Origin of the sequence: Erythrobacter litoralis, assembly GCF_001719165.1 — a bacterium.
GTDB lineage: Bacteria > Pseudomonadota > Alphaproteobacteria > Sphingomonadales > Sphingomonadaceae > Erythrobacter > Erythrobacter litoralis.
In genome coordinates this window covers 3,089,925-3,108,852 of the sequence record NZ_CP017057.1, presented here as the reverse complement: position 1 = coordinate 3,108,852, position 18,928 = coordinate 3,089,925, and the positions used below count along the sequence as shown (strand labels likewise).

The following is an 18,928-nucleotide window of genomic DNA, read 5'->3' as shown; positions in this document are numbered from 1 at the left end:
GTCGCGGGGGCTGCTGTAGGACAGTCGCGCCCATGACAGAGGACGAAGCGAGACAGAGGCTCGAGCGCCGAGCATCCGAGCTCGACGAGGAGGACCGCGCCGGGGCCGAGGGACGCGCTCCCGTTACGCTCCAGCAGGACAGCGTCGGGCGCCTGTCGCGGATGGACGCGATGCAGCAGCAGGCCATGGCGCAGGCGCAGGAACGCCGGCGCGAAGGCGAACGGCGGCGGGTCGCGGCGGCGCTCGCGCGGCTGGACGAGGGCGAATGGGGCTGGTGCGCCACCTGCGGCGAGGAAATCGCGGAAAAGCGGCTTGACCACGATCCGAGCGCGGCGACCTGTGTCAGCTGCGCTGCCGGCGGCGGATAGGGGGAATGACATGACCGATACAGTGCTGCTCGATGTTGCAGGCGGCATCGCCTCCGTGACGCTCAATCGCCCGGAGGCAATGAACGCATTGAACCGCGCGCTCAGACGGCGGCTCTACGAAGTGATGGTCGAGGTGGACGCGCGCGAGGACGTGCGCGCCGTGATCCTTACCGGTGCGGGCGAGCGGGCTTTCACCGCCGGGCTCGACCTCAAGGAACTGGGCAGCGATCAAGGGGCGCTGGGCAGCGCCAACGCGACCGACCCCGCCGACAACCCGGTGCGCGCGATCGAGGTCTGCGCAAAGCCCGTTATCGGGGCGGTGAACGGCGTCGCGATCACCGGCGGGTTCGAGGTCGCGCTGGCCTGCGACGTGCTGATCGCGAGCAGCACGGCCCGCTTCGCCGACACACATGCGCGCGTGGGCATCGTGCCGGGCTGGGGCCTGTCGCAGAAGCTGCCGCGCATGATCGGCATCAGCCGGGCCAAGGAACTCGCCTTCACCGGCAATTTCCTCGACGCCGCGACGGCGCAGGACTGGGGCCTCGTCAATCACGTGACCACGCCCGCGGATCTCCTGCCGTTCGCGCGTCGGCTAGCGGCGGACATGGCGCAGATCGACCCCGCCTTCCTCGCCGGGTACAAGCGCCTGATCGACGATGGCTATGCCGCCAGTTTTTCGGAGGGCATGGCGATTGAGGCCGAACGCTCGAGCGCGGCGAACAGCGCTGTCTCTCCGGCAGATGTGGAGGCCCGCCGCGCCGCCGTGCAGGAACGCGGACGCGGGCAGGGTTAGGTCGGCTTTCGCGGATCGGAACGCGGCGCGGCCAAGGCCGCAAGCGAACAGTCTGCTCTCAGGCGCGCCCTTCGCCGTCAGCGCGGCAGTTCAGAGGCCCCCATCAGCGCCTCGTCCACCGCGCGGGCCGCCTGGCGGCCTTCGCGGATCGCCCACACGACGAGGCTCTGCCCGCGCCGCATGTCGCCGCAGGCCCACACGCCCGGAACGTTGGTGGCGTAATTGTCGGTGTCGGCCTTGACGTTGCCGCGATCGGTCAGTTCGACCGCCGCCTGTTCGAGCAGGCCCGCCTTCTTCGGACCGGTGAAGCCCATGGCGAGCAGGATGAGATCGGCGGGTATCGTGAATTCGCTGCCGACGATCTCGCGCATTTCGCCGTTCACCCATTCGACCCGCGCGCATTCGAGGCCGGTGACCTTTTCGCCATCGCCGACGACGCGCTTGGTCAGCACCGCCCAGTCGCGATTGGCGCCTTCTTCGTGGCTCGAGGAGGTGCGCAGCTTGAGCGGCCAGTCGGGCCAGGTCAGCGCCTTGTCTTCCCTTTCCGGAGGCTTGGGCATGATTTCGAGCTGGGTGACGCTTTTCGCGCCCTGCCGGTTGGACGTGCCGACGCAGTCTGATCCGGTGTCGCCGCCGCCGATCACGACCACGTCCTTGCCTGTGGCGAGGAGCGAGCCGCGCGGGGCCGCGCGGACTTCGTCATCGCCCGCGACGCGCTTGTTCTGCTGGGTCAGGAATTCCATCGCGAGGCGCACGCCCGGCATTTCCGCGCCCGGAATGGCGAGAGCGCGTGCATCCTCGGCTCCACCGGCAAGCACGATCGCGTCGAAATTCTCATCCAGCGTCTTGAAAGAGATGTCGACGCCGACTTCCTTGTTGGTGCGGAAGGTGACCCCTTCGGCCTCCATCTGCACGCAGCGGCGGTTGATGAGGTGCTTTTCCATCTTGAAGTCGGGAATGCCGTAGCGAAGCAGCCCGCCGACGCGGTCCGACTTCTCGAACACGGTGACCGAGTGCCCGGCACGCGCGAGCTGCTGTGCGGCGGCGAGGCCTGCCGGGCCCGAACCGATGACGGCGACCGACTTGCCGGTCTTGCGCTGGGGAAGCTGGGGCGTGATCCAGCCTTCCTGCCACCCGCGATCGACGATGGCGCATTCGATCGACTTGATGGTGACCGGCTGGTCGACGATGTTGAGCGTGCAGCTCGCCTCGCAAGGCGCCGGGCAGATGCGGCCGGTGAATTCGGGGAAATTGTTGGTGGAATGCAGCAGGTCGAGCGCATTCCTCCAGTCGTTCTCGTAGACAAGATGGTTCCAGTCCGGGATCAGATTGTTCACCGGACAGCCATTGTGACAATACGGAATCCCGCAATCCATGCAGCGCGAGGCCTGCCTGGCCAGGGTCGCATCGTCCGGCGGGACGACGAATTCGCGGTAATTCTTCAGCCGCTCGGAGGGATCGAGATAGTCGCGTTCGCGCCGATCCAGTTCGAGAAACCCGGTTTCCTTGCCCATTTGCGTATCCCTTGAGCCTTATTCCGCCGCGACGCTTTCCGCTTCGAGCCGCTCTGCCTCGAGCGCTTCGAGCGCGCGCTTGTAATCGCGCGGCATGACCTTGACGAAATTCGAAAGCGCCTTGTCCCAATCGGCCAGCATTTCGCCCGCGACCGCGCTGCCGGTGTGGAGCTGGTGCCGTTCGACGAGGATGCGCAGCCTTTCGGCATCGTGGCGCAGCATGTCGCCCATGCCGAAATCGTGGACCGAACGCGCGCGCTGCGACGGCCGCCCCAGCCCTTCCTCGCGGTCGGGTTCGGTGCTTACCGGTGCGAGGTCCACCTGCGCGTGGTTGACGAGCTTCGAGAACGTGCCTTCGGGGTCGTAGACATAGGCTAGCCCGCCGCTCATCCCGGCGGCGAAATTGCGCCCGGTCTGGCCGAGTACGACGACGACGCCCCCGGTCATGTATTCGCAGGCATGGTCGCCCGTGCCTTCGACCACCGCGATCGCGCCCGAATTCCTGACGGCGAAGCGTTCGCCCGCGACGCCGCCGAAATAGGCCTCGCCCGCGATCGCGCCGTAAAGGACGGTGTTGCCAACGATGATGTTGGAAGAGGCGATGCGCGGAACGCCCTCTGGCTGGCGCACGACGATGCGGCCGCCCGACAGGCCCTTGCCGACATAATCGTTCGCATCGCCCACCAGATCGAGCGTAACGCCATGCGCGAGCCATGCGCCGAAGCTCTGGCCTGCGACCCCGGTAAGGTGGATGCGCACCGTGTCGGGCGGCAGGCCTTCATGGCCGCGCGCGCGCGCGATTTCGCCCGAGAGCATCGTGCCGACCGTGCGGTTGACGTTGCGGACGTCGTGGCGAAGTTCGACCGGGGTGCCGTTCGCGATCGCTTCGCGGCACTCCTCGATCAGGACATTGTCCATCGCGGCATCGAGCCCGTGATCCTGCACGTCGGTGTTGCGCAGGCTCGCATTGTCGGCGAGCGGGACGCGGTGGAGGATGCGGGTAAGATCGATCCCGCGCGCCTTCCAGTGGCGGTCCATCCGCGTGAAATCGAGCCGGTCGACCCGGCCGACCATCTCGTCGACCGTGCGGAAGCCCATTTCGGCCATGATCTGGCGGAGCTCCTCGGCGACGTAGAACATGTAGTTCACGACGTGTTCGGGCTGGCCCATGAAGCGCGCGCGCAGCACCGGGTCCTGCGTGGCGACGCCGACCGGGCAGGTGTTGAGATGGCATTTGCGCATCATGATGCAGCCCGCCGCGATCAGCGGGGCGGTGGCAAAGCCGAATTCGTCCGCGCCCAATAGCGCACCGATAGCGACGTCGCGCCCCGTGCGAAGCCCACCATCGACCTGCACCGCGATGCGGCTGCGCAGATCGTTGAGGAGCAGCGTCTGCTGCGTTTCGGCAAGGCCGATTTCCCACGGGCTCCCGGCATGGGTGAGCGATGTGAGCGGCGACGCGCCCGTCCCGCCGTCATAGCCGGAAATCGTCACATGGTCCGCGCGCGCCTTGGATACGCCGGCAGCGACCGTGCCGACGCCGACTTCGGAGACGAGCTTCACCGAAATCCGCGCCTCGGGGTTCACGTTCTTGAGATCGTGGATCAGCTGGGCGAGATCCTCGATCGAATAGATGTCGTGATGCGGCGGCGGGGAGATGAGGCCGACGCCCGGGGTCGAATAGCGCACCGCGCCGATCCGCTTGTCGACCTTGTGGCCGGGCAGCTGGCCGCCTTCGCCGGGCTTTGCGCCCTGGGCCATCTTGATCTGGATGTCGTCCGAATTGACGAGATATTCGGTCGTCACGCCGAAGCGGCCCGATGCGACCTGCTTGATCCGGCTGCGCATCGAATCGCCCGATTCCATGGGCTTGAAGCGAAACGGCTCCTCGCCGCCCTCGCCCGTGTTCGAGCGTCCGCCGATGCGGTTCATCGCGATGGCGAGGGTCGAATGCGCTTCGTGGCTGATCGAGCCGAAGCTCATCGCGCCCGTAGAGAAACGCTTCACGATTTCGGAGGCCGGTTCTACCTCTTCTAGGGGCAGCGGTTCGTCTGCCTTGCGGAATTCAAGGAGGCCGCGGATCGTCAGCAGGCGTTCGGACTGCTCGTTGATCGAGGCCGCGAATTCCTCGTAATCCTTGGGCTTGTTCCCGCGCACCGCGTGCTGCAGCTTGGCGATGTTTTCCGGCGTCCAGGCGTGCTGTTCGCCGCGCAGGCGGAACTGGTAGATGCCGCCGACATCCAGCATCGACTTGTACAGCGGGTTGTCGCCGTATGCCTGGGCGTGGCGGCGCAGCGCCTCCTCGGCGACCTCGGCAAGGCCGATGCCTTCGATCATGCTGGCGGTGCCGGTGAAATATTTATCGACGAATTCGCTGCTCAGCCCGACCGCGTCGAAGATCTGCGCGCCGCAATAGGACTGGTAGGTCGAAATCCCCATCTTGGACATGACCTTGCGGATGCCCTTGCCGACGCCCTTGATGTAATTGCGCTGGACCTCCTCGGAGGACAGGTCGGGATGCTTTCTCGCGCGCAGGTCCTCGAGCGTTTCGAACGCGACGTAAGGGTTGATCGCCTCGGCGCCATAGCCTGCAAGGACGCAGAAATGGTGCACTTCGCGCGCCTCGCCGGTCTCGACGACGAGGCCGGTCTGCATGCGCAGGCCCTGCCGCACGAGATGGTGGTGCACCGCCGCGGTGGCGAGCAGGGCGGGCATCGGCACGCGATCTTTGTCCTGCGTGCGGTCCGACAGGATCAGGATGTTGTGGTCCTGCAGAACCGCCTCGGTCGCGGCCCAGCACATTTCCTTGAGCGCCATCTCGAGGCCCTCGGCCCCGGTTTCGGCGTCCCATGTGATGTCGATCGTCGCGCAGCGGAACGCGCCGTCGAGCGCTTCCTCGACCGATCGGATCTTGGCCAGATCCTCGTTCCTGAGGATCGGCTGGTCGACTTCGAGCCGCTTGTGCGTGCCCGCATCGTGGCCGAGCAGGTTGGGCCGGGGTCCGATCATCGAGGTCAGGCTCATCACCAGTTCCTCGCGGATCGGGTCGATCGGCGGGTTGGTGACCTGCGCGAAGTTCTGCTTGAAATAATCGTAGAGCAGGCGCGACCGGTCCGACAGCACGGCGAGCGGGGTGTCGGTCCCCATCGAGCCCACGGGATCGTCGCCCTTCACGCCCATCGGTTCGAGGAAGCGCGCAAGGTCCTCCTGCGTGTAACCGAAGGCCTGCTGGCGTTCGAGCAGGCTGGTCGGCCCTTCCGGCACGGCGGCAAGGTCGGGCTCGATATGGTCGATGTCCTCGAGCTTGAACTGCGCCTGTTCGAGCCATTTCGCGAACGGTTCGGCGCGGGCGAGATCCGCTTTCAGTTCCTCGTCCTCGATGATGCGGCCTTCCTCGAGGTCGATCAGCAGCATCTTGCCCGGCTGGAGCCGCCATTTGCGCACGATCTCCTCCTCGGCGAACGGCAGCACGCCGCTTTCCGAAGCGAGGCAGACGAGGTCGTCCTTCGTCACGCAATAGCGCGCGGGGCGCAGGCCGTTGCGGTCCAGAGTCGCGCCGATCTGGCGCCCGTCGGTGAAGCACACCGCGGCCGGGCCGTCCCACGGCTCCATCAGCGCGGCGTGATATTCGTAGAAGGCCCGGCGGTCGGGGTCCATCAGGTCATTGCCCGCCCACGCCTCGGGAATGAGCATCATCATCGCGTGCGGCAGCGAATATCCGCCCGCCAGCAGCAGTTCCAATGCGTTGTCGAGGCAGGCCGTGTCCGATTGCCCGTGCGGGATGATCGGCCACATCTTGTCGAGATCGGGGCCGAGCAGCTCGCTTTCCATCGTGCGGCGGCGCGCGTTCATCCAGTTCACGTTGCCGCGCACCGTGTTGATCTCGCCGTTATGCGCCATGAAGCGATAGGGGTGGGCGAGCCGCCACGACGGGAAGGTGTTGGTCGAGAAACGCTGGTGGACGAGGCCCAGCGCGCTGACGCAATCGGGATCGCGCAGATCGTCGTAAAAACTACCCACCTGGGTCGCCAGCAGCAGGCCCTTGTAGACGATCGTGCGGCTCGAAAAGCTCGGCAGGTAGGTTTCGGTGAGGCCCGGCAGGTCCTTCTTTACTTCGAGCTGGGCGAGCGGGTTCTGGACCTGCTTGCGGATGACGATCAGCTTGCGTTCGAACGCGTCCTGGTCGGCGCAGCTTTCGCCGCGCGCGATCACGGCCTGGCGGATCACCGGCATCGATTCGATCACCGCATCGCCCAGCCCGTCCAATGTGACGGGCACGTCGCGCCAGCCGATGAAGCGCTGGCCTTCCTTCTCGGTGAAGGTCTCGAAACTCTTGGACACGAAATCGCGCGCCGCATCGTCCTGCGGCATGAAACACATGGCGACCGCGTAATCGCCCGGTTGCGGCAGGTCGTGGCCATGCTCGTCCGCCCAGCGCCGGAAGAGCGGGTCGGGAATCTGGATCAGCAGGCCCGCCCCGTCCCCCAGCAGCGGGTCCGCCCCCACCGCGCCGCGATGGTCGAGCTTCTCCAGTATCTCGAGCGCCTGCTGGATGATGGCATGGCTTTTCGCGCCCTTGATATGGGCGACCATGCCGACACCGCAGGCGTCATGTTCGTTTCGCGGGTCGTAAAGACCCTGGGAAGCTGGATATCCCATGGCTCAGGTCCACTCTGTCAGATGCCGGCTCGCGGGCCCTTTTCCGGTTCGGTCGGGGCCGGCCGCGAGGGGGTTCGCCGGCAGGTGTTTCGGCATGGGGCAAGCGACATCGCCCGCCCCACGCAGGTCACCAATCTAATGGCGATGCAAAAGCGATTTTGCAACCGCGAAAGACGAAGGAATATTTCGCCTGTCCGCGTGGCGACGATAGGTTCGTTGCTCGCGAGGGGTCTAAAGCGCCGCGTGTTGCGCGCGATGCGTCGTTTCAGGCAGCGCCGCGCATGTCATGCAACCGTGTCAGCGCGGCGGCGAGCTCCCGCGTTGCCGGGTCGCCGGACGCTTCGCCCTCTTCCCCCGCGTTGTCGCCCCCGGCGAGCACGCCCAGCACCCTGATCGCCTCGGCCAGCGCCGCATCGCGAGCCGCGTTCCTGCGCGGGTCGTTGCCGGACGCCGCATCGCCGCTGCCGCGGGCCTGTTCGGCGGCTTCGCGTTCATGGAGCGCGGCGGCGAGCCGTTCGACCATCTGGACGAGGCTCAGATCCTTCGCGGGGGTGGCGCGCAGATGCTCGATCGCGGCCGACCCAAACCGGGGACGTTCCTGCGGCTTTTCAGGGGCCGGCTCCGCATCGTCCTGCGCCTCGCCGGAAAAAATGCTTTCGGGCAGGGGTCCTTCGACCCACACGGCATTACGCCCGGAAAGCTGCGCGAAGCGCGCAAGGTCGAGTTCGGGCACCGTTTCCGGCGCTTGGGTTTCGGCGTTCGTCTCGGCGTCGGCGGGGGTTTCGACCTCGGCCTCGGCCGGTTCGGCGGCGGGGGCAGCGTCTTCGGCGTCATCCTCCTGCGCAGCGTGATCCTCGGCGGGAGCGCGGGCCGCCTGCGCCTCGCCGCGCACCCGGGCGAGGCGGCGCCGCATTGCGGCGGCGGCGTGCTCCTCGGCGCTCGGTCCCTCAGGGGCGGCGGCATCCTGCGCCTCCCCGTCCTGCGGCACTTCGCCCTCGGCGACATTTCGCCCGAGCCAGTCCGCCACCTTCATGCCGAGCGGCATTTTTTCAAGCGGCGCATCGAGGCTTTCGCTGCCCAATTCCTCGGCCGGCCGGATCGGCCGCGGGCGCGTCGCCGGGAAGAACGCAGAATCCGCCGCGGCACGGCGGACCCTGAGCGAGGCCGCGCGCGCAATGCCGAAGGCGAACACGCCCCCGGCAAGCGCCGCGAGCGCGGCGATGAGATAATGAGCGGCTCCGCCAAGTGCGGCGAGGCCGGCAAGCAGGGCAAAGCGCGCGGTCGCGGTAGCGGGCAGGACAAGCACCGCGAGGCCGAACAGCGCCGCGCCCCAAGTCCCGAGCAGCGGGGCGAAGGCACGATGCGCGGCGAGTGCGGCGGTGCGGCCGCGCCGACGCCTTCGGGAAACCTCGCGCGGGGCGATGTCCTCGCCGCCGCTATCGGGCTCGCCCGCCTCGTCGATCGTGTTCGCCGTGATCCGCTCGAGTTTCATTGCCGCAGCTTCCCCGCGAATGGCCCGTGCCGGGGCTGCCCGGTCAGGCCTCGAGCCCCGCGCCGGGGCCATGTTCCGTCCGCGCGCCCGTCACGCGGCCCGTCGGGCCTAGCAGGCGATGGTAAACGGCAAGATAACGCTGCGCATTCGCCTGCCAGTCGTGGCGCGCGCGGACATGCGCCTCGGCGCGCGCGCGAATCGCGTCCCAGTCCTCGCGGCGCGAAAGCAGCTCGCCGAGCGCGTCGGCGCAGGCGGCCGGATCGTCGGGCGCGAACAGCGTGCCGGTCGATCCGTCGGTCATGAGTTCGCGGTGTCCGCCGACATCGGATGCGGCGACGAGACGCCGCTGGGCCATCGCCTCGAGCGGTTTGAGCGGCGTGACGAGATCGGTCAGGCGCTGCCTCTTGCGCGGATAGGCGAGCACGTCGATCAGCGAATAATAGCGCTCGACCTCGCCATGCGGGACGCGCCCGGTGAAGATCACCGATTGCGGTTCGGGCAGGCGCGCGGCGGCGGCGCGCCATTCCCCGTCCATCTCGCCCCCGCCGACCAGCAACAGGCGCGCGCCGGGATGGCTTTCGCGCAGGCGCGGCATGGCGGCGATGAGGTCGTCCACCCCCTCATAGGCATAGAAGCTGCCGATATAGCCGATCACCGGGGCCTCGCGGTCGATCCCGAGTTCGGCGGCGAGTGCGTCGTCCCGCGCGACCGGTTCTCTGAACAGCGACAGGTCCACCCCGTTCGGCATCACCCCGATTCGCCCCGGCGCGATGCCGCGCGCGATCATGTCGGAGCGCAGTCCATCGCAGATCGTGAAAAGCGCATCGGCGCGTTTCGCCACCTCGGTCTCGAGCGCGCGGGTCGCGCGGTATTTCGCGGAAGCTTCGCGTCCGGTCCGGTTGCCGACCGCCGCATCCTCCCAGAAGGCGCGGATTTCGTAGACCACCGGCAGGCCCAGGGCGCGCCCCGCCATCAGCGCCGCCGCCCCGCTCAGGGCGGGCGAATGGGCGTGGAGGATGTCGGGCCGCCATTCGGTCGCAAGCCGCCTGATCGCGCCGGCGAGCGCGCGGATCTTGGCGAATTCGGTAATGAGCGGCGGGCCGGACGGTGCGCCCGGCGTGCGGTAGAACGTGAGGCCGTCCGCGACCTGCGGGCTTTCGATACCCCCGTTGCTGCCCGGTTCGATATTGTGGCGCTGCCCGGTGATGCCGCGCACGTCCAGCCCGAGCGCGCCCTGCGCCTTTAGGATCGCGCGCGTGCGAAAGGTGTAGCCGCTGTGCAGCGGCAGCGAATGGTCGAGGACGTGGAGCACGCGGATCATCGCCTTTCCCTACCGCGGGCGTGCTTAACGGCGCGTCAACCGGGAGCCGGTATCGAGGCCATGCGCGCGGAGGCCCGATGTCTCCTCGCCGCATCCGGATGCGACGACCATGATCGACCAGATTGCCCTTGCTCTCGGCCACGGCCTGCTCGCCGTCGCGCTGCTGCGCCTTGCGCTGAGAGGCGATGTCGACACCGATCCGCTGGTCGAGGAGCTGAAGGACGAGGGCGCGGCGAAGCGCCGGGCGCACAGTTCCGCCGGGCGCAAGGCAGCGCGCAGGACGGCGGATGCAGGGCCCGGGCCCGATCTTTGATGCTCGACCTCGTCTTCCTCGCCTTCATCGCCTACGTGCTGGTGCTCGGGATCAAGCGGCCTTTTGTATGGGTGCTGCTCTACGTCTATATCGACATCCTCGCCCCGCAGCGGATCGGCTATTCGCTGATCACCTCGCTGCCCGTCTCGCTGATCGCCTTTGCCGCGGCCTTCGGCGGCTGGCTGGTGCTCGACCGCAAGGAAGGCGCTCGCTTCACCGCGCGGCAAGCGCTGCTTGTCATGCTGCTAGGATATTGCTGGTGGACCACCGGCAACGCCGATTTCCCCGAGCCCGCCGCTACCAAGTGGGACTGGGTGTGGAAGGCGCTGCTGTTCGCGATCTTCCTGCCCTTCACACTAACGACCCGGGCGCGGATCGAGGGGCTGGCGCTGACGCTGGTCCTGTCGGTCGCGACGATCGTGATCGGGACGGGGATGAAGACCGTGCTGGGCGGAGGGGGCTACGAGAACCTCAATTTCTTCGTCAACGACAACAGCGGGATCTACGAAAGTTCGACGCTGGCCACGGTCGCGATCGCGCTCACCCCGCTGATCTGGTGGTTCACCCGGTTCGGCACGGTGTTCCGCCCGCACTGGATGGTCACGACATTTGCGGTGCTGCTGATCTTCGCCTGCCTGATGGTGCCGATCGGGACCGAGGCGCGCACCGGGCTCGTCTGCATCGCGGTGCTGGGCGTGCTGCTGCTGCGCTATGTGAAGCGGCGGGTGCTCTATGTCGTGGGCGCGGGGCTTGCCGGGCTGATGGCGCTGCCGTTCCTGCCGCAGAGCTACTACGAACGCATGGCGACGATCACCGCGCCGTCGGGCGATGAAAGCGCCTCGACCCGTCTGGCGGTGTGGGAATGGACCATCGACTATGCGAAGGAAAACCCTTTCGGCGGCGGCTTCGATGCCTATCGCGGCAATTCCTTCACCTATGTCATGCCGGTGCGCGAGGAGAGCGGGAACACCGCCACTTTGCGCTACAAGAAGGTGACGGACGAGGGCCGCGCCTATCACTCCGCGATCTTCGAACTTCTGGGCGAACAGGGCTGGCCGGGGCTCGCGATCTGGTTCGCGCTGCAGGGGCTGGGTGTCTGGCAGATGGAACGCATCCACCGCCGCTGGAAAGGCGAGGGGCACGAACCACCGGATGAAAGAGAGGCGTGGATCGCGCCGATGGCGGTCGCGCTGCAACTGGCGAGCCTCGTCTATTTCGTCGGCGCGCTGTTCCAGGGGATCGGATACCAGCCGGTCATGCTGATGATCATCGGCCTCCAGATCGGCCTTGCGACCTATTGCAGGAGGCTCGATTCGGCGCGTTCGGGGCTCGAACGCAGCGCCAGGGCCGGGGCGAGCCGTGCACGGCGCAAGGCGGCCCCCGGCGGAGCCGTAGCGGCAGGCTGATCCCTCCCTCCCGGCGATTGCAACACGCGGCCTCATGCGCCATGAAGCGCCCCGAATTGCAACCCGGACGAGGAGAGCCCCATGAACCCCGCAGAACTGGCCGCGAAGGCCGGCGAGAATATCGGCACCAGCGAATGGGTCGAGATGACTCAGGAAAAGGTCAACATGTTCGCGGATGCGACCGGCGACCACCAGTTCATCCACATCGACGAGGAAAAGGCCAAGATGACGCCGTTCGGCGGCACGATCGTGCACGGCTTCATGACCTTGTCGATGATCCCCTATCTCGGCGCGAACAGCGACATGCCCAAGATCGACAACGTCAAGATGGGCGTCAATTACGGCGGCAACAAAACCCGATTCATCGCCCCGGTCCGCGTCGGCAAGCGCATTCGCGGCCATTGGAAGCTGCTCGAGATGATCGAAAAGCGCCCGGGCCAGTGGCAGCAGACCGCCGAGATCACGATCGAGATCGAAGGCGAGGACAAGCCTGCCCTGATCTGCGAATGGATCACGCAGTATTTCGTCTGAACCAACCCGCGCCCATCGCGGCGCGAGCCTGTGAATGACCGCGCCCCCGCCCCCGTGCGGGGGCGTACCCACCCAATGCAAGGATACCCCCACCCATGACCCGTGACGCCGTCATCGTCTCCACCGCCCGCACCCCCATCGGCCGCGCCTACAAGGGCGGCTTCAACGCCACGCCCGGAGCGACGCTGGGCGCCTATTCGTTCAAGCCCGCGGTCGAGCGCGCCGGGATCGATCCGGCCGAGATCGACGACGTGGTGTGGGGCTGCGTCCTCACGCAGGGCACCCAGTCGGGCAATATCGGCCGCCAGGTCGCGCTGCGTGGCGGCGCCCCGGTGACGGTCGCGGCCCAGACGATCGACCGCCAGTGTTCCTCGGGCCTGATGGCGATCGCCACGGCGGCCAAGCAGATCACGGTCGACAACATGGATGTCGTCGTCGGCGGCGGTCAGGATTCGATCTCGATGGTCCAGACCCCCGAAATGCGCGTCGCGCCCGATCCCTCGCTGATCGCGATGCACAAGGACATCTACATGCCGATGCTCGGCACGGCGGAAACCGTCGCCGCGCGCTACAACATCAGCCGCGATGCACAGGACGAATACGCGCTGCAATCGCAGATGCGCACCGCCGCCGCGCAGGAAGCGGGCCGGTTCGACGACGAGATCGTGCCGGTGACGGCCACGATGATGGTCAAGGACAAGGAAACCGGCGAGGTCAGCCAGCAGGAAGTCACCATCACCAAGGACGAGGGCAACCGTCCCTCGACCACTTTGGAGGGCCTCCAGTCGCTGAACCCCGTGATGGGCCCGGACAAGTTCATCACCGCGGGCAACGCCTCGCAGCTTTCGGACGGTTCCTCGGCCGCCGTGCTGATGGAAGCCAAGCTCGCCGAGAAGAAGGGCCTCGAACCGCTCGGCCGCTATGTCGGCATGGCGGTGGCCGGCACCGAGCCCGATGAAATGGGCATCGGCCCGGTCTTCGCGATCCCCAAGCTGCTCAAGGCGACGGGTCTCAAGATGGACGATATCGGCCTGTGGGAGCTGAACGAGGCCTTCGCGGTGCAGGTGCTCTACTGCCGCGACAAGCTCGGCATCGACAACGACATCCTCAACGTAAATGGCGGTTCGATCTCGATCGGCCATCCCTACGGCATGACCGGCGCGCGCTGCACGGGCCACGCGCTGATCGAGGGTAAGCGCCGCGGTGCCAAGTATGTCGTCGTCACCATGTGCGTTGGCGGCGGCATGGGCGCGGCCGGCCTGTTCGAGGTCTTCTGAGGCGATGACTGGCGAGGCCGGGACCGGTGAAGGCGGGGCGAGCGGGTCGCTGCCCGTTTCGCTCTTGGCCTCCCACTGGTTCTGGCTGTTCGCGCTGGTCGGCGTTTCGAGCCTCTTCGATTACTGGGATCACGTGAGCCGCGAAGGATCCCCCTTCGCCGCCGCGCCGCTTGCATGGCTCGGCTTCACGCTGGCGAGCACGGTGACGCTGTGCGCGCTCGCGTGGGGGCTGGCATGGGTGCTGGGCAAGCTGCCGATCCCGCAGCTCGCCGCCGATACGGCGGGCGTCGCGCTCGCCATTGCGGCGCACCTGATGCTGACGGGACCGCTGTGGGCGCGGACGCTGTGGGTAGAGGGCGTGATCTTCGACGCGCCCGGCCTCCCGGTCCTCGCGGGCACGCTGACCTATCTCTTCTACCGCGGGCTGTTCCTGTTCGCCCGCCAGCTCTTCCGCCCCCCGCCGAGCCGCGCCTAGGCGCGCTTGCCGATCGCGCGCATTTGTCGCAAGTTCGCCCCGAACAGGGGGAATTATGGACAGACGCGAATTTCTGGCGAGCGCTGCGGCCACTTCGCTGGCCACGGGGACGGGCCTTGCGGGTACGGGCGCTGCCGCTTCCGGGGGCGAAAGTGCGGCGGGCTTCACCTTCCCGCCCGAATGGCACGCTCACGAAGCGGTCTGGATCGGCTGGACCAAGGGCCTTTTCGACGAGCCCGACCACGTGCGCCTGCGGCTCGACATGCTCGCCGCGCTCACGCCTCATGTCCCGGTCACGATCAATATCGAGGACGAGGCGAGCGCCGGGCAAATCCGCGCACTGATGGCGGAAAGGAAGATCCTGCCCGACAGGATCGACTTCCACATCCAGGACACGGTCGATCTATGGGTCAGGGACACCGGGCCGCTTTTCGTCTCGAACGGCCAGCGGCTGCAGATCGCGGGTTTCACATGGGGCAATTACGGCTTTCCCTGGCCGTGGAGCAGCTCGGGCCAGCTCGCGCGGGGCAAGGCGCCGCGCCAGATCGCGGAAAGGCGCGGCTATCGCCTCGTTCCTTCCGACGTGATCGCGGAGGGCGGCGGGATCGACGTCAATTCGCGCAGCCTCGTCGCCTATCGCGACGCCACGCTGCACCGCAATCCCGGCAAGCCGCTCGAAGAGATCGAGCGCGAAATGATGCGGCTCTATGGCAAGGACCAGGTTATCTGGCTCGACCGCGCGCCGATCACCGACCGCGTCTTTGCCGGGCCCAAGGTCGGCAATTTCTTCGGCTGGGGCGCGAACGGCCATGTCGATGAATATGTCCGCTTCGTGAGCGAGGACACGATCCTCGTCGCCGAAGTGAGCGAGCGCGAGCGGGACCGCGATGCTTTGATGCGGCTCGATCACGAAATCCTCGCCGAAAACCGCCGCCAGCTCGAACAGGCGCGCGATCCCGACGGCAGGCCGTTCAACGTCGTCACCATGCCGGTCCCCGATGTCGAGCCGTTCCTGCGGCGGCGCACACTGACCGAGCGCGACTTCACCGCCGCTCCCCGGGGTTTCGATGCGCGCTCGGTCTATCGCGATTTCAAGGTCGGCGACGAGGTGATCGACGTGCCCGCGGTGAGTTACTGCAACTTCCTCGTCACCAATGGCGTGGTGGTGGGCGCGCGCTATGGCGGGGAGGGGCGGCCCGACCATCTTGCCGAAAGCGACGAGCGCTCGGCCGAAATCCTCAAGGAGCATTTCCCGGATCGCGAGGTGGTGCAGATCGATCCGCTGGCCGCGAACTGGGACGGCGGCGGGGTCCACTGCCTGACGCAGCAGCAGCCGGCGGTGCCCGCCTGACGCGAAAGGCCGCGTCAGGAATGCGCGGCGATGAATTCCTCGACCACCGGCGCGATCTTCTTGCGCCACTTGCTGCCGTTGAAGATGCCGTAATGCCCCGCGCCTTCGGCCATGTAGTAACGCTTCATGTCGTCGGGCAGCTTGGGCGTCAGCTTCAAGGCCGCCTTGGTCTGGCCGAGCCCTGAAATGTCGTCGCGCTCGCCCTCGATCGCCAGCAGCGCGGTGTCGGTGATCTCGGTGATGTCGACGATCTCGCCCTTGTGTTCGAAGGTGCGCGTGGGGATCGAGTGCTTCTGGAACACTTCCTCCACCGTCTGGAGATAGAATTCCGCGGTCATGTCGCACACGCTGCGATATTCGTCGTAGAAATCCTTGGTCGCGTTCGCGCTGTCCTCGTCGCCTTCGGTGAGGTGTTTGAACATCTCGTAATGGCTCATCATGTGGCTCTGCAGGTTCATGCTCATGAACGCGGAAAGCTGCATGAAACCGGGATAGACCCGCCGGCCCGCGCCGCGATAATTCATCGGCACGGTGGCGATGACCGACTGGCGGAACCATTCGATCGGGCGGTTCATCGCGTGGTTGTTGACGCTGGTCGGGCTTTCGCGCGTGTCGATCGGGCCGCCCATCATGGTCAGCGTGGCGGGCGTCGCCTTCGACTTGTGGAGGTTCATCAGCGCGGTCGCGGCGAAGGCCGGGACGCTCGGCTGGCACACCGCCATCATGTGCGGGCGCTGGCGCTTCTTTGCGTCGGGCTCGACGCTTTCGATATATTCGAGGAATTCGATCAGGTAGTCGATGTAATCGTCGAGATCGAAGCTGCCTTCGTGGAGGGGAACCAGCTTCGCATCGGCCCAGTCGGTGATGTAGACCTCGTAGCTTTCGAGCATCCGGCGCACCGTGCCGCGCAGCAGGGTCGCGAAATGCCCGCTCATCGGGGCGACGATCAGCAGCTTCTGGCGTGGTTTCCCCTCGTGCTCCTCGATCCCGTCGAGCCGGAAGCGCTTGAGATCGCCGAACGGCTTGTTCACCACCGTCGCCTCGATCACCGGCCAGGTCTTGCCGCCGCTTTCGACCTCGGTGATGCCGAAAGCCGGCTTGCCATAGGTCGCGGTCGCGTGGGCGAACACGTCGAGCGCGTTGGCAGCGATGCCGGCGAAGGGGGTGTAGCCGATCGGATTGGAAGGGTTGGTCAGCGCTTCCATGCTCATGGTCGCCCAAAGGCTCGCGCCGTTGAGCCAGCTGCGCTGGAGTTCATAGGCCTGGTAAAGCATGTCGCTCCCGTCTTGTGTGGCCCGGGCGGATCCCCATCGCGCGGGCCGTGAATCGTGTGGCGCGGATCGGCGCCCTGCGCGAGCTAGATGGAGCCTTGATGGCCATTGTGCAATGCACAATTCGGCAGGAAACCGCGCCGTCGGCGCTTCCCATGCACTTTTTACACGTGAAATCCGCCGGCTGTGCCATTAGATCACCCCATCATGGACGGGGATATGACAGCACGGAGCGCGCCCCCGCGGCTCCCCGACGATGGCGACGCCCCCGGTGCCGAGGCGCTCGAAGCGCGCGAGATCGCCGAGGAAGCCGAGCTCGAGACCTTCGCCGATGAGGGCGAGCACAAGCCGCGTTCGCTCGCCCCGCTGCGGATGGTGTACCGCGAGGCGGCGAAATATCCGCGCGAGGTCATCCTTGCGATCATTGCTCTTACCGTCACCGCCGCGGGCACGCTTGCGATACCCGCGGCGCTGCAGCTTATCGTCGATCGCGGTTTCGGCGCGGACGGCGCGGGCGATATCGGGCGCTGGTTTCGCTATCTGCTGGTCATCGTCGCCGTCATCGCGATCGGGACGGCGGTGAGGTTCTACTACGTCAGCTGGCTTGGCGAACGGGTCGTCGCCGACCTGAGGTGCAAGGTCCACGCGAACCTGATGCGCCTCTCGCCCAGCTTCTACGAGGCCAACAGCCCCAAGGAAATCTCGAGCCGGATGACGGCCGACACGGCGATCATCGAGACCGTCGTGGGGACGACCGTGTCGGTCGCGCTGCGCAACGCCTTTCTCGGGATCGGCGGGACGGCCTACATGTTCTGGCTGCTGCCCGAACTCACCATCTGGCTCGCGCTCGGCATTCCGGCAGTGATCCTGCCGATCGTCATCTTCGCCCGCCGCATCCGCACCATCTCGCGCGACAGCCAGGACCGGGTGGCCGATGTCGGCGCCATGGTGACCGAGGTGCTGGGCGCGATGAAAATCGTCCAGGGCTTCAACCAGCAGCCGCGCGAGACCGACCGCTTCAGCGCGGCGGTGGAGCGCACCTTCGAGACTGCCAAGCGGCGGATCGTGCTGCGTTCGGCGATGACCGCGATGTTCATCCTCGCGATCTTCGGTTCGATCGTCCTGCTGCTGTGGCGCGGGGCGGAAGGCGTCGCGAGCGGCGAGATCACCGGCGGGACGATCGTGTCCTTCGTCTTTACCGCGGCGGTCGTGGCGGGTTCGTTCGCCGCGCTGACGGAGGTCTATGGCGACCTGTTGCGCGGCGCGGGGGCGGCAAGCCGGCTCGCCGAACTGCTCGAGGCGAAGCCCGCGATCGCGCCGCCCGCGCGGCCCGAAAGGCTGCCCGAACCGCCGCGCGGCAGCCTGTCGTTCCGCAATGTGACCTTCCGTTATCCCGCGCGGCCCGAAACCGCCGCGCTCAGGGACTTCACGCTCGAAATCGAGCCGGGCGAAACCGTCGCCATCGTCGGGCCTTCGGGGGCGGGAAAATCGACAATCTTCCAGCTGGTCGAGCGCTTCTACGATCCGCAGGCCGGCACGATCCGCATCGACGGCGTGCCGTTAACCAAGGCCGATCCCGCCGACATCCGCGACCGGCTCGCGCTGGTGCCTCAGGACGGGGTGCTGTTCAGCGCCGATGCGCGCGACAACCTGCGCTACGGCAAGTGGCACGCGGGCGACGAGGAAATCTGGGAAGCGGCGCGCGCGGCCAATGCGGAAGCCTTCCTGCGCGAGCTTCCCGACGGGCTCGACACCTATCTCGGCGAAGGCGGCACGCAATTGTCGGGCGGCCAGCAGCAGCGGGTCGCGATCGCCCGCGCGCTGCTGCGCGATGCGCCGATCCTGCTGCTCGACGAGGCGACGAGCGCGCTCGATGCCGAAAGCGAGCGGCTGGTGCAGGACGCGCTCGAGAAACTGATGGCCCAGCGCACCACTCTCGTCATCGCTCACAGGCTGGCGACCGTGCGCGCCGCCGACCGGATCGTGGTGCTCGACAAGGGCGAGGTGGTCGAGCAGGGAACTCATGCCGAACTCGCCGCTGCGGGCGGGCTCTATGCACGGCTCGCCAGGCTGCAATTCGCCGATACCGAGGCCGCCTGACCCCTTCGCTTTTCGATGAAATGCGATCCCGCTCGGACGAGCGGCCCCCCGTTCACG

14 protein-coding genes are annotated in these 18,928 nt (G+C 67.0%); 9 read left to right on the top strand and 5 right to left on the bottom strand.

Features of this window, described 5'->3' with window-relative positions; all coding sequences use genetic code 11:
* The first annotated feature begins 32 nt into the window (after positions 1 to 32).
* Positions 33 to 368 carry a TraR/DksA C4-type zinc finger protein gene (locus tag Ga0102493_RS14760; protein WP_034902396.1) on the top strand — a complete coding sequence of 112 codons (336 nt, stop codon included), beginning with the start codon at positions 33 to 35 and terminating at the stop codon, positions 366 to 368.
* Positions 369 to 378: 10 nt separating this feature from the next.
* The gene (locus Ga0102493_RS14755) at positions 379 to 1,161 is read left to right on the top strand and encodes an enoyl-CoA hydratase (protein ID WP_150132495.1); all 783 of its coding nucleotides are present in this window, start codon (positions 379 to 381) and stop codon (positions 1,159 to 1,161) included.
* A 77-nt stretch (positions 1,162 to 1,238) separates the two neighbouring features.
* Here the strand turns inward: Ga0102493_RS14755 and Ga0102493_RS14750 are convergent, their stop codons facing one another.
* The 4 genes from Ga0102493_RS14750 to Ga0102493_RS14735 all read right to left on the bottom strand — a co-directional run bounded on the left by Ga0102493_RS14750 (position 1,239) and on the right by Ga0102493_RS14735 (position 10,147).
* Positions 1,239 to 2,675, bottom strand: coding sequence for a glutamate synthase subunit beta (locus Ga0102493_RS14750; RefSeq protein ID WP_034902393.1), 1,437 nt, complete (start codon positions 2,673 to 2,675; stop codon positions 1,239 to 1,241).
* A gap of 18 nt (positions 2,676 to 2,693) precedes the next feature.
* Positions 2,694 to 7,334: a glutamate synthase large subunit gene (gene gltB / locus Ga0102493_RS14745; protein WP_034902390.1), complete on the bottom strand. Its 4,641-nt coding sequence runs from the start codon at positions 7,332 to 7,334 to the stop codon at positions 2,694 to 2,696.
* Between the two features lie 265 nt (positions 7,335 to 7,599).
* On the bottom strand, positions 7,600 to 8,826 hold the full coding sequence (locus tag Ga0102493_RS14740) for a hypothetical protein (protein WP_034902388.1): 1,227 nt from the start codon (positions 8,824 to 8,826) through the stop codon (positions 7,600 to 7,602).
* A 43-nt stretch (positions 8,827 to 8,869) separates the two neighbouring features.
* Entirely contained in the window at positions 8,870 to 10,147 is a 1,278-nt protein-coding gene (locus Ga0102493_RS14735) for a TIGR04063 family PEP-CTERM/XrtA system glycosyltransferase (protein ID WP_051697787.1), read from the bottom strand.
* Between the two features lie 109 nt (positions 10,148 to 10,256).
* Between Ga0102493_RS14735 and Ga0102493_RS14730 the strand changes: the two genes are divergently transcribed.
* From Ga0102493_RS14730 to Ga0102493_RS14705, 6 genes are all read left to right on the top strand, one after another.
* Positions 10,257 to 10,460: a hypothetical protein gene (locus Ga0102493_RS14730; RefSeq protein ID WP_034902385.1), complete on the top strand. Its 204-nt coding sequence runs from the start codon at positions 10,257 to 10,259 to the stop codon at positions 10,458 to 10,460.
* Positions 10,460 to 11,866 carry a putative O-glycosylation ligase, exosortase A system-associated gene (locus Ga0102493_RS14725; RefSeq protein ID WP_034902382.1) on the top strand — a complete coding sequence of 469 codons (1,407 nt, stop codon included), beginning with the start codon at positions 10,460 to 10,462 and terminating at the stop codon, positions 11,864 to 11,866. Before Ga0102493_RS14730 ends, Ga0102493_RS14725 begins: the two co-directional genes overlap by 1 nt.
* An 81-nt stretch (positions 11,867 to 11,947) precedes the next feature.
* Complete coding sequence (locus tag Ga0102493_RS14720; RefSeq protein WP_034902379.1) at positions 11,948 to 12,397, top strand: MaoC family dehydratase; 450 nt, start codon at positions 11,948 to 11,950, stop codon at positions 12,395 to 12,397.
* Positions 12,398 to 12,492: 95 nt separating this feature from the next.
* Positions 12,493 to 13,674 (top strand): acetyl-CoA C-acyltransferase, encoded by a 1,182-nt coding sequence (locus Ga0102493_RS14715; RefSeq protein ID WP_034902377.1) that lies wholly within the window; start codon positions 12,493 to 12,495, stop codon positions 13,672 to 13,674.
* A gap of 4 nt (positions 13,675 to 13,678) precedes the next feature.
* Entirely contained in the window at positions 13,679 to 14,149 is a 471-nt protein-coding gene (locus Ga0102493_RS14710; protein ID WP_034902374.1) for a hypothetical protein, read from the top strand.
* A gap of 55 nt (positions 14,150 to 14,204) precedes the next feature.
* Entirely contained in the window at positions 14,205 to 15,500 is a 1,296-nt protein-coding gene (locus tag Ga0102493_RS14705) for an agmatine deiminase family protein (RefSeq protein WP_034902372.1), read from the top strand.
* Positions 15,501 to 15,514: 14 nt separating this feature from the next.
* Here the strand turns inward: Ga0102493_RS14705 and Ga0102493_RS14700 are convergent, their stop codons facing one another.
* The gene (locus Ga0102493_RS14700; protein WP_034902369.1) at positions 15,515 to 16,774 is read right to left on the bottom strand and encodes a polyhydroxyalkanoate depolymerase; all 1,260 of its coding nucleotides are present in this window, start codon (positions 16,772 to 16,774) and stop codon (positions 15,515 to 15,517) included.
* A gap of 369 nt (positions 16,775 to 17,143) precedes the next feature.
* Here Ga0102493_RS14700 and Ga0102493_RS14695 point away from each other — a divergent pair, with 369 nt between their 5' ends.
* Positions 17,144 to 18,871, top strand: coding sequence for an ABC transporter transmembrane domain-containing protein (locus tag Ga0102493_RS14695; RefSeq protein WP_236922345.1), 1,728 nt, complete (start codon positions 17,144 to 17,146; stop codon positions 18,869 to 18,871).
* Positions 18,872 to 18,928 lie beyond the last annotated feature (57 nt).